Raw genomic sequence first — 13665 nt, forward strand, 5'->3', positions numbered from 1 at the left:
CTCGATGCACACCGTCCCGATCGGAGAGGTCCCCCATGCAGTCGTTCCCCGCCCCGCCCCGCCAGGTGCAGATCGGCGACGCCGCCGCGTTCGCCGGCGTCACTCCGCGGGCGATCCGCCACTACCACCGGCTCGGCCTGCTCCCCGAGCGCGAGCGGGGCGGCGACAGCCGCAGGCGCTACGGCTACGACGACATCATCCGGCTGCTCTGGATCCGCCGCCTGGCCGACGCCGGGGTCGCACTCGAGGACATCCGGGACGCCTTCGCCGTCGCAGCCCCGGCCGGCGCCGAGGACAGCGCCGACCGCGAGGACGAGGTCGCGGGCGTCCTCGCGCGGCTGGACGACGCGCTCGCCGCGCAGGAGGAGGAGCTGCAGCGGAAGCGGGCCTCGGTCCGGCGCATGCGGACCCTCGGCGGCCGGCTGGGGCTGCTCGACGACATCGTCTCGCGCCGCCTCGAGGGCGCGCCCGAGGGCTCGCTGCGCCAGGCCGACCTCGACACCCTGCTGGTCACCGAGCGGATGTTCGGCCCGCTGGGCGCCGTCTCCCAGGCCGGCCGCTTCGTCGTCCTGGCCGCCGATCCGGCGCTGCGGGCGGAGGCCGACCGCGTCGACGCCGCCGAGGAGGCCCTCGACGACACGGTCGCCGAGGACGACCCCCGGGTGGAGCAGGTGGCGCGGGAGCGGCACGCCTTCGAGGCCCGGCTGATGCGCGTCGTCGAGGAGTCCGGTCAGCTCGAGGAGGACGAGGCGATCTTCGACGCGTGGGACGAGGCGCACCCGCCCGAGGACCCCGCGCCGGCCCCCGATCCCGCACAGGGCTCCCGCGCCCGGAGCGCCGGCGAGATCATCCGGAGCCTGCCCTACGACGTCTCGCCGGCCCGCCTGCGTGCCATGGACCTGGCGATGCGGCTGGGGATGGAGGAGGCGCCGACGTCCTGAGACGCGGGGTCACGCCCGTCCGGTCACCCGAGGACCTCCCGCAGCACCTCCAGCGCCCGCTCGCGGTCGCCGACCCCGCCGCCCTCGTGCCCGCTGTACGGCCACACGTCGATCGACGTCTCGCCGCCGGAGACGTTGTGGGAGGCGAAGACCGTCGAGGGCGGGCAGATCGGGTCCATCAGGCCGACCGAGCGGTGCACCCGGCAGCCCAGGCGCCGCGAGAAGTGGACGCCGTCGACGTAGGAGAGGGTCCGCTCGACGGCGTCGAGGTCCTCGGGGCGGGTCGCCAGGTAGCGGGCGATCTCCACGTAGGGCGCCTCGTTCGTGACGGTCGTGGCGCGGAGGACGTCGGAGAGGAAGGGCACCAGGGCGATCGCGGCGCGCACCCGGGGGCGCAGCGCCGCCGCGGCGGTCGCGAGCGCTCCGCCCTGGCTGCCGCCGAAGACCGACACGCGGTCCGGGTCCAGCCCGGGGAGCGACTCCACGGCGTCGACGGCGAGCGCCGCGTCCGCGATGAGGCGCCGGTAGTAGTACGTCTCGGGCGACTCGATGCCGCGGGTCGTGACCCCGGGGTACGCGGGTCCGCTGCCGTGGGGGTCGGGGGTGGCTCCGGAGCGGGCGAGGCGGCCGGCTCCCTGGCCTCGCGCGTCGACGACCAGGTGCGCGTACCCGGCGGCGGCGATCCAGAGATGCTCGATCGGACGGCCCCGTCCGCTGCCGTACCCGGGGTACTCGATCACCACGGGGAGCGGGGCGCCCGGGTCGACCGCGGGGGTCATCAGCCAGGCGGCGATCGGCTCGCCCGCGAAGCCGGGGAACCGCACGTCCCGCACCCGCACCAGCGGGAGGCCCGCGTCGACCGGCGCGGCGCTGACGCCGGGGCCGCCCTCCCGCCCGAGCGCGAGGGTGGCCCGCCAGAAGGCGTCGAAGTCGTCGGGCTCCGCGACCTCCGCACGGAACTCGCGGAGGGCGGCGAGGGGGCGATCCGTGAACACCGGGTCAGCCTTTCAGACCGGAGTGCGCGAGCCCTTCCACGAACTGCCGCTGAGCGAGGAGGAACACGGCCAGCACGGGCACGACCGTCATCGTCGCCGCGGCGAGCTGCACGTCCCACATCTCCCCGCCGTAGGCGTCGGTGAAGCGGGTGAGCGCCTGGGGCAGGGTGAAGAGCTCGGGTGAGGTCAGGTAGACCGTCGGCTCGAGGTACATGTTCCAGGACCCGAGGAAGGTCAGGATCGCGACGGCCGACAGCGCCGGCTTGGACAGCGGCAGGAAGATGCGCCGCCAGATCCCGAAGCGGCCGAGGCCGTCCAGGCGCGCGGCCTCCTCGAGCTCGCCGGGCATCGCGATGAAGTACTGCCGCATGATGAACGTGCCCAGCACCGCCGGCGCTCCGACCATCGGCACCAGCAGCAGCGGCACGTGGGTGTCGATGAAGCCGAGCTGCCGGAAGATCTGGAACAGCGGGATGATCGTCACCTCCGTCGGCACCAGCAGGCCGGTCAGGACGACGAGGAACACCGCGTTGCGTCCCGGGAACGGGATCCGGGCGAAGGCGTAGCCTGCCAGGCTCGACACCAGCAGCGTGACCACGGTGACCGTGACCGCGATGTAGAGGCTGTTCCAGTACTGGAGCGCGAACGGCTGGAACCGGAACGCCTCGGCGTAGCCCGCCAGGCTCGGCGAGTCCGGCAGCAGGGTCGGCGGGTTCGAGAAGATCTCGTTCACCGGCTTGAACGACGAGGCGATCATCCAGAACGTCGGCACCGCGAACGGCAGCACGAGCAGGATCAGCGTCACGACGAGCAGGGCGGTCATGAGCGGGCTGCGGCCGCGGCGGCGCTTGACGGGCGGCTCCGGGACGGCTTCGAGGCGTGGCGTGAGCGGGGTCCCCTGCTCGACGACGGCGTCAGTTCTCATAGAAGACCCATTTCCTGCGCAGCTGCCACTGCACGACCGTGAGGATCAGGACGAAGAGGAGCAGCATCAGCGAGAGCGTCGCGCCGTAGCCGATGTCGCTGAACTCGAAGGCCTGTTGGAACACGTAGTAGACGAGCACTGTCGTCGACAGCTCCGGCCCGCCCTCGGTCAGGACGGCGACCTGCGCGAACGCCTGCAGCGAGCCGACGATCGTGAGGATGCCGGTGAGGAGCAGGGTGGGCGAGATGAGCGGGAGCGTGATCCGGAAGAAGATCGCGCGGGGGCTCGCGCCGTCCAGGCGGGCCGCCTCGTAGAGGTCGCCCGGCACTCCCTGCAGCGCGGCGAGGAAGAGCACCATGTTGACGCCGACGCTGCGGATGACCTGCGTGACGATGACGCTCGCCATCGCGGTGGGTCCCTCCTGGAGCCAGTTCGGCCCGTCGAGGCCGACCAGCGAGAGCAGGCCGTTGATCGCGCCGTTGTCCTGGAGGAGGAAGCCCCAGACGAGGGTCCAGGCGACCACCGAGATGACGACGGGCGAGAAGAAGAGCGTGCGGAACAGGGCGCCGCCCGGGATCCTCCGGTTCAGCAGCACGGCCAGGCCCAGCCCGAGGGCGAGATTCAGGACGACCACTCCCCCGGAGAAGACCGCGGTCGTGCCGAGCACCGCGCCGATGCTCGGGTCGTTGATCGCCCGCTCGTAGTTCTCGCCGCCCACGAAGGTCATGGAGCCGGTGAAGACGTTCCACTCGTTGAGGCTGAACCAGACCGCGAGCCCGACGGGCAGCAGCACGAACACGATCACACCGAGCAGCTGGGGCGCGATGAAGAGCCAGCCGGCGAGCGCGTCGCGGCGCCGGAGGTTCCAGTAGGCGCCGGCGGGAGCGGATCGGCGGCTGTCCGTCGAGGTCGCGGTCACGGGATCACTTCCCCTGGAGGACGGGCGCGATGGCGTCGCAGACGCCTCCGAGCACCTCGGCGACGTCGGCGTCGGCCGACCACATGCGGTCCAGCGCCGTCTTGCCGACCGAGGTGATCTCGGCGGGGCTCGTCACCGGAGGGGTGGCGGACACGTCGGCGAGCTCGTCGACCACGACGCGGTCGAGCTGCTCGGCGCTGAGGCGCGTGTTGACCTTCGCCAGCTCCTCACCGGACAGCAGCGACTCGCGGGGCGGCGGGAAGAACTGCGCGAGCTTGGCGGAGTTCTCCGGGTTGGTCATGAACGAGAGGAAGCCGGTCGCCTCCTCCACGTGGTCGCCGCCTGCGAGCGCAGCCATGCCGGCCTGGCCGATGTTGCCGTACTCGCCGGCGGGGCCGACGGGCAGCGGGTAGATCTCGAACGGGAACGAGCCGTCGAGCAGGCTCGCCCGCGAGACCTGCGCGGTCGTGAACGCGGCGTCGCCGGCGAAGAAGTCCGCCGTCACGCCGGGTCCGGGGGTCGCGCCGCTGACGTAGACCGAGTCGTGGAAGAACTGGAACGCCTCCACCATCTCGGGCGAGTCCATCGTGCACTGGGTCCCGTCGTCGCTCCACGGCTGGGCTCCCCAGCCCGCCCAGAGGTTCGCGAGGCTCAGCCAGCCCGAGAAGTCGAAGTCGCGGATGATGTAGCCGGCCTTGCCGGTCGACTCGTTGACGGCCGCGCCGATGCGGTCGACGTCCTCCCAGCTGAGCGTCGCGGGGTCGACGGTCTGCCCGGCCTGCGCGATGAGGTCCTGGTTCACGTACAGCGCGAACGGCGAGTTGGAGAACGGGTACGCGTAGAGCTCGCCGTCCTGGCTGAACGACTGCGCCACGCTGGGCAGGATGTCGTCGTACTCGTAGCCCTCGGTCCCCTCGAAGGTCTCGGTCAGCGGAGCGAGTGCTCCGGCGTCGATCAGATCCTTCGCGATGTCGCCCACCCAGGCGAGGTCGGGGGCGTTGCCGCCCGCGGCCTGCGTGGTCAGGGTCGAGTTGTAGTCCGCGAACGGGAGGGACTCGAAGGTCACGGACTCGATCTCGGGGTGGTCGGCGATGTACTCGTCGGCCATCGAGTCGAACAGGGCGAGCTGCTTCTCGTCGGAGGTCCAGACGGACATCCTCAGAGCGACGGGTGCTGAGTCGTCCCCGCCGCCGGCGGCGCCGCAGCCCGAGAGGGCGGCGATCACTCCGACTGCGGCGAGCGAGGCCATCAGCTTCTTCGCTGGTCTCATCGTCTCTCTTTCTCCAATGGTCTTCTCGGTGTTCCCGGTCAGTACCCGACGACGTCGGGCCAGTGGGTCTCTACGCCGCGCGACTCGAGCCTCGCCTGCAGGCGGGCGACGAGGGCGGGGTCGGCGGCGATCTCGTGGGGCGACAGGTCCTCGGCGAGGGCGAGGGCCGCCAGCTCGCCGACGGCCTCGCCGATGTTCCACTCCACGGGGTGGAGGCGGTACGCGCCGTTGGTGATGTGCGTCGTCCCGATGTTCTTGCCCCCGGGCAGCAGGTTCGTCGGGGTGCGCGGCACGAGGGCGCCGAGCGGGATCTCGAACGGCGAGCACTCCACGTCGAGGTAGTTGTCGCCTCCGGTGGTCGGGTGCAGGTCGATCCGGTACATGCCCACGCCGACGGAGTCGTCGAAGCGCGCGGGGCTCCCCGTCCCGCGGGCGGCGACGGAGACGTCCTGCTCGCGCACCGTGGTGAGCGCGCGGATCCGGCGGGACTCGCGGACGTAGGGGGCCTGCGCGAGGCCGTCGGCGGTGCCCATCACGTCGCCGCGGAGCCGGAGCCCGGGCCAGCCGCGGCCGCCGTCGGGCCGGGGCGCCTCGGTCTGGAGCCAGTAGAAGTACGACAGCGAGAGCGCGCGGGCGCCGGCGAGGTGCTTCTCCGGCTCCGGCACGTCGAGGATCGAGCTGTCGAGGTAGTCGAGCATCGGCCAGTTCGCGAGCACGATGTCGCTGTCGAGCGCGCCCGGCCGGAGGGTCTCGGTCGCGAGGATCCGGCGGAACATCCAGAGGTCGGTGTCCCCGCCCTGCGCGCGCTGGTCCGCGGTGCGGGTGTCGCCCACGGCGTTCACGTGCATCGTGCGGGTCTCGGGGCGCAGCGTCCTCGGGTTCGGCGCGGTGAAGGAGAGGAGCTTCCCGCCCCAGAACGGCACCTCGTACTCGTGCCAGTAGTCGTAGTCGGTCGGGCGCTCGATGGTGTGGTCGCCGTCCGCGCTGTCGAAGCCGAAGCACCAGGTGACGGCCTGCACGTTCATCGGGTCGGCGACGGCGGGAGCGCTGGGCTCGCCGTGCTCGTCGCGCGACTCGGACCCCGTGACGTAGTCGACCTCCGCGAGGGGGAGCAGCTCCCCCGTCTCGGTCGCGTCGACCACGTACCGTCCGGAGACGGCGAGCTCCTCGCCCGAGACCGCGTCGCGCAGCAGGACGCGCTCGATCCGGCCCGGGCCGCCGTCGACGGCGAAGGGGACGACGCCGGTGACGACGCGGATCGCTCCGCTCGAGCGGTAGGGGGCGAGCATCTCGTCGAGCACGGCGACGGCGACGCGGGGCTCGGCGCAGAGCCGGCTCACGAGTCCGCGGCCGGGGTTCAGGCGGTCGTCGCGCATCGCCTCGGCGGTGAGGGGGTAGTTGCGGCGGTAGTAGCCGCGGATGCCGTCCCGGAGGCGCCGGTAGTCGGCGGTGACGCCGAACTGCTCGACCCAGGTGTGCTCGTCCGGCGGGACGCCCTGCGAGGTGAGCTGGCCGCCCAGCCACGGGTACTGCTCGGTCAGCACGACCGAGAGGCCGTTGCGGGCGAGGGCGATCGCCGCCGCCACTCCTCCGAGGCCGCCGCCGATCACGGCGACATCTGCTTGCATCGGGGTCACGCGTTCGCCTCGTCCTCGTCGACAGTCTGGATCATCGGCCTACTACCCGCGGGTAATACGTATTGCCGATTGATTAGACCGTAACGCACGAGTGTCCGGTTGGCAACGGTCTCCGCCGTTCCGAGCGACGCCGCGGCGACCCGCGGGCGTCCTCAGCCGGAAGCGGGCCGGATGTCAGGGCTCGGTGGCATGCTCGACCCCGAGCGCGGCCGGCGGGCGGCGGCGCGGAGCGGAGCAGCATGATCGGGTTGGATCTCACCGGGCGCACGGCCCTCGTCACGGGGTCGGGGCAGGGCATCGGGCTGGCCATCGCGACGACGCTCGCGGAGGCGGGCGCCGAGGTGATCGTGAACGCCCGCTCCGAGCGGTCGATCCGCCGGGCGATCGAGGCCGTCGGCGCGGCGGTGCCGGAGGCGCGGGTGCGCGGAGTCGCGGCCGACGTGTCGACGGAGAAGGGCACGGCCTCCCTCCTGCGGGCGGCCGCCGACGTGGATGTGCTCGTCAACAACCTCGGGATCTTCGGCTCCGCCGATGCGCTCTCCATCGACGACGCCGAGTGGCGCCGCTACTTCGAGGTCAACGTGCTCACCGGCGTGCGCCTGACCCGCGCCTACCTCCCCGGGATGATGGAGCGCGAGTGGGGCCGCGTCCTCTACATCGGCAGCGACTCCGCCGTCGTCACGCCCGCCGAGATGATCCACTACGGAGTGTCGAAGACCGCGCTGCTGGGCGTCTCGCGCGGCTTCGCCAAGGCCGCCGCCGGCACCGGGGTGACGGTGAACAGCGTGCTCGCCGGGCCGACCCACACGGGCGGCGTCGAGGACTTCGTCTACGAGCTGGTCGACCGCGAGCTGCCGTGGGAGGAGGCGCAGCGCGAGTTCATGCGCCTGCACCGGCCGCAGTCGCTGCTGAAGCGCCTCATCGAGCCGGAGGAGATCGCCCACATGGTGGCGTACCTCGCCTCCCCGCTCGCCTCGGCCACCACGGGCGCCGCCGTGCGCGTCGACGGCGGCTACATCGACTCGATCGTGCCGTAGCGCGCGCTCCCGGGGCTTCCCGGGGCGCCGGCCGTCAGCGCGGAGGGGCGACCGAGCCGCCGGGGCGCCACGGGCCGCCGATGCGCTCCTGGAGGAGCGGCGCCGCCGGGTCGGCGAGGCGGGCGAGCAGCGCCTCCACTCCGCGGCGGCCGAGCTCGCGGCCGGGCGCGACGAGCAGGTCGAGCGCCGGGTCGGCCAGGTCGGCGACGTCGGGGTCGGAGGCGAGCAGGACGATCGAGAGGTCCTCGGGCACGCGCAGCCCGCGGTGCCGCACCTCGTGCGCGAACCCGACGGCGGCGCCCCCGTTGACGATCACCACGGCGGTCGCGGAGGCGGGGTCGAACGAGCGGGCGAGGGTGCGGCCGCCGGCGGGGGACTCCTCGCAGCGCAGCAGCACGCCCTCGACGCCGCGGGCCGCGCAGGCGAGCGCGAACGCCTCCTGGGTGCGCGCGTAGGGGCCGAAGTCGGCCGCGGCGTCGCGGTCCGGGCCGAGCACGAGCGCCACCCGCGCGTGCCCCAGGCCGGCGAGCCGGCCGAGCGCCTCCTCGACCATCCCCTCGAAGTCGATGTCGACCCAGTCGAGGGCGGACGGGTCGCGGGTGCGCCCGATGAGGGCGAAGGGCGTGCCGGAGTCCCGCAGGACCGGCACGCGCTCGTCCTCGCTGGTGACCTGCATCAGCACGACGCCGTCGATCAGGCCGTCGGCGCGCAGGTCGGCGAGGCGGTCGGAGCCGCCGACCGTCGGCCACAGGACGATCGAGTGGTCCTGCTCCGCCGCGGCCTCGGCGGCTCCGAGCAGGAACGAGGTGGCGGTGTTGAGCGGCCGGCTCGACACGAGCGGATAGACGACCGCGACGATCCCGGAGCGGCGCCGCGCGAGAGCGCGGGCCAGGGCGTGCGGCCGGAAGCCGAGCTCGCGCATCGCCGCCCGCACCCGCTCGCGGGTCTCGGGCGAGACGGGCTTGGTGTCGTTGACCACGAACGAGACCGTCGCGATCGAGACCCCCGCGAGGCGCGCGACGTCCCTCATCGTGGCCACCGCGCCTCCTCCGCTCGCGCCGCCCGGCCGTGGTTGACGCGGGGCGGACGTCTCCCGCATCCTAGGAGACGCGGCCGGTAAAGCGGTTAACCCCGTGTCGGGCCGCCCACTGCCGCACCGTCTCCACCGTCGAAGAAGGAACACCGTGACCACACCCTCCTCCCCCGTCCGCGTCCTCGTCTGGGGCGAGAACCGCCATGAGCAGATCGAGGAGAAGGTCCGCGCGATCTACCCCGACGGCATGCACAGCACGATCGCCGACGGCATCCGCGAGAACCTCGGCGAGCGCGCCACCGTCTCCACCACCACACTCGACGAGCCCGAGCACGGCCTCACCGAGGACGTCCTCGACGCCACCGACGTGCTCGTCTGGTGGGGCCACATGGCCCACGGCGACGTCTCCGACGAGATCGTCGAGCGCGTCCAGCGCCACGTCCTCTCGGGCATGGGCCTCGTCGTCCTGCACTCCGGCCACTGGTCGAAGATCTTCGGCAAGCTCATGGGCACCACCTGCACGCTGCGCTGGCGCTCGGAGCAGGACCGCGAGCTGGTCTGGACCGTCGACCCCACGCACCCCATCGCCCAGGGGATCCCGCACCCCTTCCTGATCCCGCAGCAGGAGATGTACGGCGAGTTCTTCGACGTGCCGGCGCCCGACGAGCTCGTGTTCCTCTCGACCTTCACGGGCGGCGAGGTCTTCCGCTCCGGCATGACCTGGAAGCGCGGCCACGGGCGCATCTTCTTCTTCTCCCCCGGCGACCAGGACTACCCCGTCTACCACCAGGCCGAGGTGCGCCGCGTGATCGCGAACGGCGTCGAGTGGGTGCGCTCCTCGCGCCCCGAGCGCCGCCTCCCGGTGCTGCAACGCTACGAGACCGAGGACTTCCACAACGGCCAGGACTACGAGGGAGCGCTCGTCCGATGACGGTCCGCCTCGTCCAGGTCGGCGCCGGCGCGATGGGCCGCGCCTGGATCCGCACCATCCGCGACTCCTCGGACGCCGAGCTCGTTGGCCTGGTCGACCTCGACGTCGACCTCGCCACGGCTGCCGCGGAGGAGGAGGGGGTCGGCCCGGTCGCGGTCGGCACCTCCGTCGCCGAGGTCGCCGCGCGCTCCGGCGCCGACGCCGTGGTCAACGTGACCGTGCCGCGGGCGCACCTGCCCGTCAGCTCGGAGGCGCTGTTCGCCGGGCTGCCCGTGCTCTCCGAGAAGCCGATCGCGCCGACCATCGCCGAGGCGCTGGTGCTCGCGGCGACGGCCGAGGCCTCGGGCCGGCTCCTGATGACCAGCCAGTCGCGCCGCTACTACTCGGCGATCACCGCCTTCCGCGAGCAGATCGTCGGGCTCGGGCAGCTGGGCACCGCCTCCGTGCACTTCGCGAAGGCGCCCCGCTTCGGCGGCTTCCGCGACGAGATGGACCACGTGCTCCTGGTCGACATGGCGATCCACGCCTTCGACGCGGCGCGGTACCTGCTCGACAGCGACCCGGTCGCGGTCTACTGCGAGGAGTACAACCCGGGCTGGAGCTGGTACGCCGACGGAGCCGCGGCGAGCGCCGTGTTCGAGTTCGCCGGCGGAGTGCGCTTCAGCTACACCGGCAGCTGGTGCGCCGACGGCCTCGAGACCTCGTGGAACGGCGACTGGCGCGTGAACGGGGCCGGCGGCACCGCGCACTGGGACGGCGACGGCGCTCCGGAGTGGCAGTCGCGCGAGTCGGAGGCGGTGCGGACCGCCGCGCTCGAGCCCGTGCCCGAGGAGATCGCGGGCTCGCTCGCGGAGTTCGTGCGGGTGCTGGGCTCGGGGGCGGTGCCCTCGGGCGAGGTGCACTCGAACGTGCGGAGCCTCGCGATGGTGGAGGCGGCGGTCCGCTCCTCCGAGACGGGCGCGCGGGTGCGGCTCGACGACGTGCTGGAGGAGGGGTACGCGGAGGCGCTGACGCTCGCGCGCGACGAGCGCGTCCGCGCGGCCCTCGGCTCCTGGGGCTCGGCCGCCGAGGGTCTCGCGCGCTGACCACGCCGCCTGGCGGATCTCGAGGCGTCCGTGCGGCGTCTCGAGACCCCCGCCCGGTCGCGGCTCCGCCACCGCGCGTTCGCCGGGCGGACACCTGCGGGCGGCGGGGCGTTCACCGGGGGCGGCCAGCGTGGGCGGGTTCCTTCGAAGCCGCTCAGGAGACCCGTGTCCTCTCGTCATACCCGCGCCCGCACCCGCACCCGCACCGCCGCCCTCGCCCTCACCGTCACCCTCGCCGGCTGCACCCTCGGAGCCGCGGCCCTGCCCGCCTCCGCGGCGGGCGACTCCTTCTTCACCCGTATCGCCACGGTGCCGGCCTACCTCAACGCGGCCGACCCGTCCGCCGACTCCGCCGTCGCCGAGATCTCGAGCGCGTCGCCCGACGGCCGCCTGGTCTACTCGACGGACTCCGCCGGGCAGCGCATCAACGTCCTCGACATCTCGGACCCCGACGCCCCCGAGCCGCGCGGCGGCGTCGGCGTGGGCGGCGAGCCGACCTCGGTCTACGCGACCGGCGAGTACGTCCTCGCGGTGGTCGACACGAGCGACGGCGACTTCGCGAACCCCTCCGGCCACGTCAGCGTGCTGCACGCCGACGACCTCGCGCCCGTCGCGAGCATCGAGCTCGGCGGCCAGCCCGACTCCATCGACGTCACCACCGACGGCTCGACCGCGGTCATCGCGATCGAGAACCAGCGCGACGAGGACCTCGCCCCCGAGGGCGGCGAGGAGGGCGACCTCCCGCAGGCGCCCGCCGGGGAGCTCGTGGTGATGGACCTCGCGGGCGACCCCTCCGCCTGGGTGCCGGAGCACGTCGACCTCACCGGTCTCGCCGGCCTCGACACCCCGTCGGACCCGGAGCCCGAGTACGTCTCGATCAACCCGGCCGACACGGCCGTCGCCGTGACGCTGCAGGAGAACAATGCCGTCGCGATCGTCGACCTGGCCACCCGCTCCGTCACCGCCTCGTACACCGCGGGCACCGCCTCCGTCGGCGGCATCGACACGCTCGACGACGACTCGATCTCGCTGACCGGCTCGATCACCGACGTCCCGCGCGAGCCCGACGCGATCGGCTGGGTCGGCGACGACCACGTCGCGATCGCGAACGAGGGCGACTGGAAGGGCGGCACGCGCGGCTGGTCGATCCTCGACGCCGCGACCGGGGCCGTGCAGTGGGACGCCGGGAACTCGTTCGACCATCTCGCGGTGCGCCTCGGGCTCTACCCGGACAAGCGCTCCGACGCGAAGGGCTCCGAGCCCGAGGGCCTGCTCTCGGCCACCTTCGACGGCGTCCCCTACGTGTTCGTCGGCGCCGAGCGGGCCAACTTCGTGGCCGTCTACGACGTGTCGGAGCCGACCGCGCCGCGCTTCGTGCAGGCGCTGCCGTCGACCCCGGGTCCGGAGGGGCTGCTCGCCCTGCCCGAGCGCGACCTGCTGGTCGTCTCGAGCGAGACCGACGACGCCGAGGCCGCCGTCCGCGCGAGCGTGCAGCTCTACGCGCTCGGCGCCTCCGCCCCCGCGTTCCCGACCGTGCTGTCGGCCGACGTCGACGGATCGCCGCTGCCCTGGGGCGCGCTCTCGGGCCTCTCGACCGATCCGGCGGCGCCCGACCGCCTGTACGCGGTGAGCGACAGCGCCTACGCGCCGAGCACCCTCCACTCGATCGACACCTCCGTCTCGCTGGCGCTGCTCGACACGACCCTCACGGTGACCGAGGGCGGCGAGCCCGCCGCTCTGGATCTGGAAGGGATCGCCGCCCGCGTCGACGGCGGCTTCTGGGCCGTGACGGAGGGCGGGACAGGCGACGGCAACGCGCTCCTGCGACTCGACGCGGACGCCGCGGTGACCGAGCGGATCGCCCTGCCCGCGGAGCTCGCCTCCGCACTGGGCAAGCAGGGCTTCGAGGGCGTGACCGTCGAGGACGGCGCCGCCGGTGAGATCGTCTGGACGGCGCTGCAGCGCGAGGCCTCGATCGACGCCGACGGAGTGGTCCGGATCGGGCGCTACGACGTCGCCGCCGACAGCTGGAGCTTCTTCGGCTACCCGCTGGAGGCAGTGTCCGGGGCGGACGGCGACTGGAACGGGCTCTCGGAGATCACGCTGACCCCCGCGGGCACGCTCGCGGTGATCGAGCGCGACAAGCTCAACGGGCCGGACGCCGCGCTGAAGGCCGTGTACTCGGTGCCGCTGCCGACGGAGGCCGGCGCGGCGGTCGGCGAGACGCTGCCGATACTCGAGAAGACCCTCGCGGTCGACGTGCTGCCCGCGCTGCAGGCCGGGAACGGCTGGACCCAGGAGAAGCTCGAGGGCCTCGGGATCACCGGCTCCGGCGAGGTGTTCGCGGTGACCGACAACGACGGCGTGGACGACGCGAACGGCGAGACGGTGCTCGCATCGCTCGGCTCCGCGGAGTCCGTGTTCGGGGCGGGGACGGTGCCGACCCCGGGACCGACTGTCGAGCCGACGGTGGCGCCGACGGCTGAGCCGACCACGGCGCCGACCGCGCAGCCCACGGTCGCGCCGACGGCCGAGCCGACCCGCACGCCGGCTCCTGCTCCGGCCGGCGCCGTTCCTCCGCGGACCGGCTCGGGACTCGCGAGCACCGGCGTCGAGACGGGCTGGACCGCCGCGGCGGCCCTCGCCCTGCTCGCCGGTGGAGCGCTCGCGCTCGGAGTGACGCGCCGCCGCCGCGACGCGCGCTGACGGACGCCGACGGCCCGGGGGACAGTGTCCTCCGGGCCGTCGGCGTTCCCCCGCGCGAGCGGGGCGAGCGGTCGGGTGTCAGCTTCCGGTGGGGGCGTCCTCGGTGTCGGGAGCGGTGCTCTCGGAGGGCGCCTGCGGGGCGACGGGCGCGGCAGGGCCGGAGCCGTCGGCGGGGGCCGGCGGGGC

At 73.4% G+C, this 13665-nt stretch carries 11 protein-coding genes; 5 read left to right on the forward strand and 6 right to left on the reverse strand.

Annotated elements, in window-relative coordinates; all coding sequences use genetic code 11:
• The first annotated feature begins 35 nt into the window (after positions 1–35).
• Complete coding sequence (locus C5C46_RS14135) at positions 36–941, forward strand: MerR family transcriptional regulator (RefSeq protein ID WP_219812306.1); 906 nt, start codon at positions 36–38, stop codon at positions 939–941.
• Between the two features lie 23 nt (positions 942–964).
• On the opposite strand, the gene C5C46_RS14140 is transcribed toward C5C46_RS14135, so the two are convergent.
• Genes C5C46_RS14140 through C5C46_RS14160 form a run of 5 tightly spaced genes read right to left on the reverse strand, consistent with a single transcriptional unit; the run spans position 965 to position 6678 of the window.
• Positions 965–1936 (reverse strand): acetylxylan esterase, encoded by a 972-nt coding sequence (locus C5C46_RS14140; RefSeq protein WP_104227158.1) that lies wholly within the window; start codon positions 1934–1936, stop codon positions 965–967.
• A gap of 4 nt (positions 1937–1940) precedes the next feature.
• Positions 1941–2861: a carbohydrate ABC transporter permease gene (locus C5C46_RS14145; protein WP_244229554.1), complete on the reverse strand. Its 921-nt coding sequence runs from the start codon at positions 2859–2861 to the stop codon at positions 1941–1943.
• Complete coding sequence (locus tag C5C46_RS14150) at positions 2851–3780, reverse strand: carbohydrate ABC transporter permease (protein WP_104224314.1); 930 nt, start codon at positions 3778–3780, stop codon at positions 2851–2853. The genes C5C46_RS14145 and C5C46_RS14150 overlap by 11 nt, the downstream gene beginning before the upstream one ends.
• Positions 3781–3784: 4 nt before the next feature.
• Positions 3785–5050 carry a sugar ABC transporter substrate-binding protein gene (locus tag C5C46_RS14155; protein WP_104224315.1) on the reverse strand — a complete coding sequence of 422 codons (1266 nt, stop codon included), beginning with the start codon at positions 5048–5050 and terminating at the stop codon, positions 3785–3787.
• Between the two features lie 38 nt (positions 5051–5088).
• A complete protein-coding gene (locus tag C5C46_RS14160; protein ID WP_104227165.1) occupies positions 5089–6678 on the reverse strand; it encodes an FAD-dependent oxidoreductase in 1590 nt (529 codons plus the stop codon).
• Between the two features lie 251 nt (positions 6679–6929).
• Between C5C46_RS14160 and C5C46_RS14165 the strand changes: the two genes are divergently transcribed.
• The gene (locus C5C46_RS14165; RefSeq protein WP_104227166.1) at positions 6930–7724 is read left to right on the forward strand and encodes an SDR family NAD(P)-dependent oxidoreductase; all 795 of its coding nucleotides are present in this window, start codon (positions 6930–6932) and stop codon (positions 7722–7724) included.
• 34 nt (positions 7725–7758) lie between these two features.
• Here the strand turns inward: C5C46_RS14165 and C5C46_RS14170 are convergent, their stop codons facing one another.
• Positions 7759–8754, reverse strand: coding sequence for a LacI family DNA-binding transcriptional regulator (locus C5C46_RS14170; RefSeq protein WP_258059511.1), 996 nt, complete (start codon positions 8752–8754; stop codon positions 7759–7761).
• A gap of 154 nt (positions 8755–8908) precedes the next feature.
• Here C5C46_RS14170 and C5C46_RS14175 point away from each other — a divergent pair, with 154 nt between their 5' ends.
• The 3 genes from C5C46_RS14175 (at position 8909) to C5C46_RS14185 (ending at position 13479) form a co-directional block, all read left to right on the forward strand.
• Complete coding sequence (locus C5C46_RS14175; protein WP_104224317.1) at positions 8909–9688, forward strand: ThuA domain-containing protein; 780 nt, start codon at positions 8909–8911, stop codon at positions 9686–9688.
• Positions 9685–10773 (forward strand): Gfo/Idh/MocA family protein, encoded by a 1089-nt coding sequence (locus tag C5C46_RS14180; RefSeq protein WP_104227160.1) that lies wholly within the window; start codon positions 9685–9687, stop codon positions 10771–10773. Before C5C46_RS14175 ends, C5C46_RS14180 begins: the two co-directional genes overlap by 4 nt.
• A gap of 165 nt (positions 10774–10938) precedes the next feature.
• Positions 10939–13479 (forward strand): esterase-like activity of phytase family protein, encoded by a 2541-nt coding sequence (locus C5C46_RS14185; protein WP_104227161.1) that lies wholly within the window; start codon positions 10939–10941, stop codon positions 13477–13479.
• Positions 13480–13665: the final 186 nt, after the last annotated feature.

The organism is Rathayibacter sp. AY1E6, from assembly GCF_002931115.1.
Classification (GTDB): domain Bacteria; phylum Actinomycetota; class Actinomycetes; order Actinomycetales; family Microbacteriaceae; genus Rathayibacter.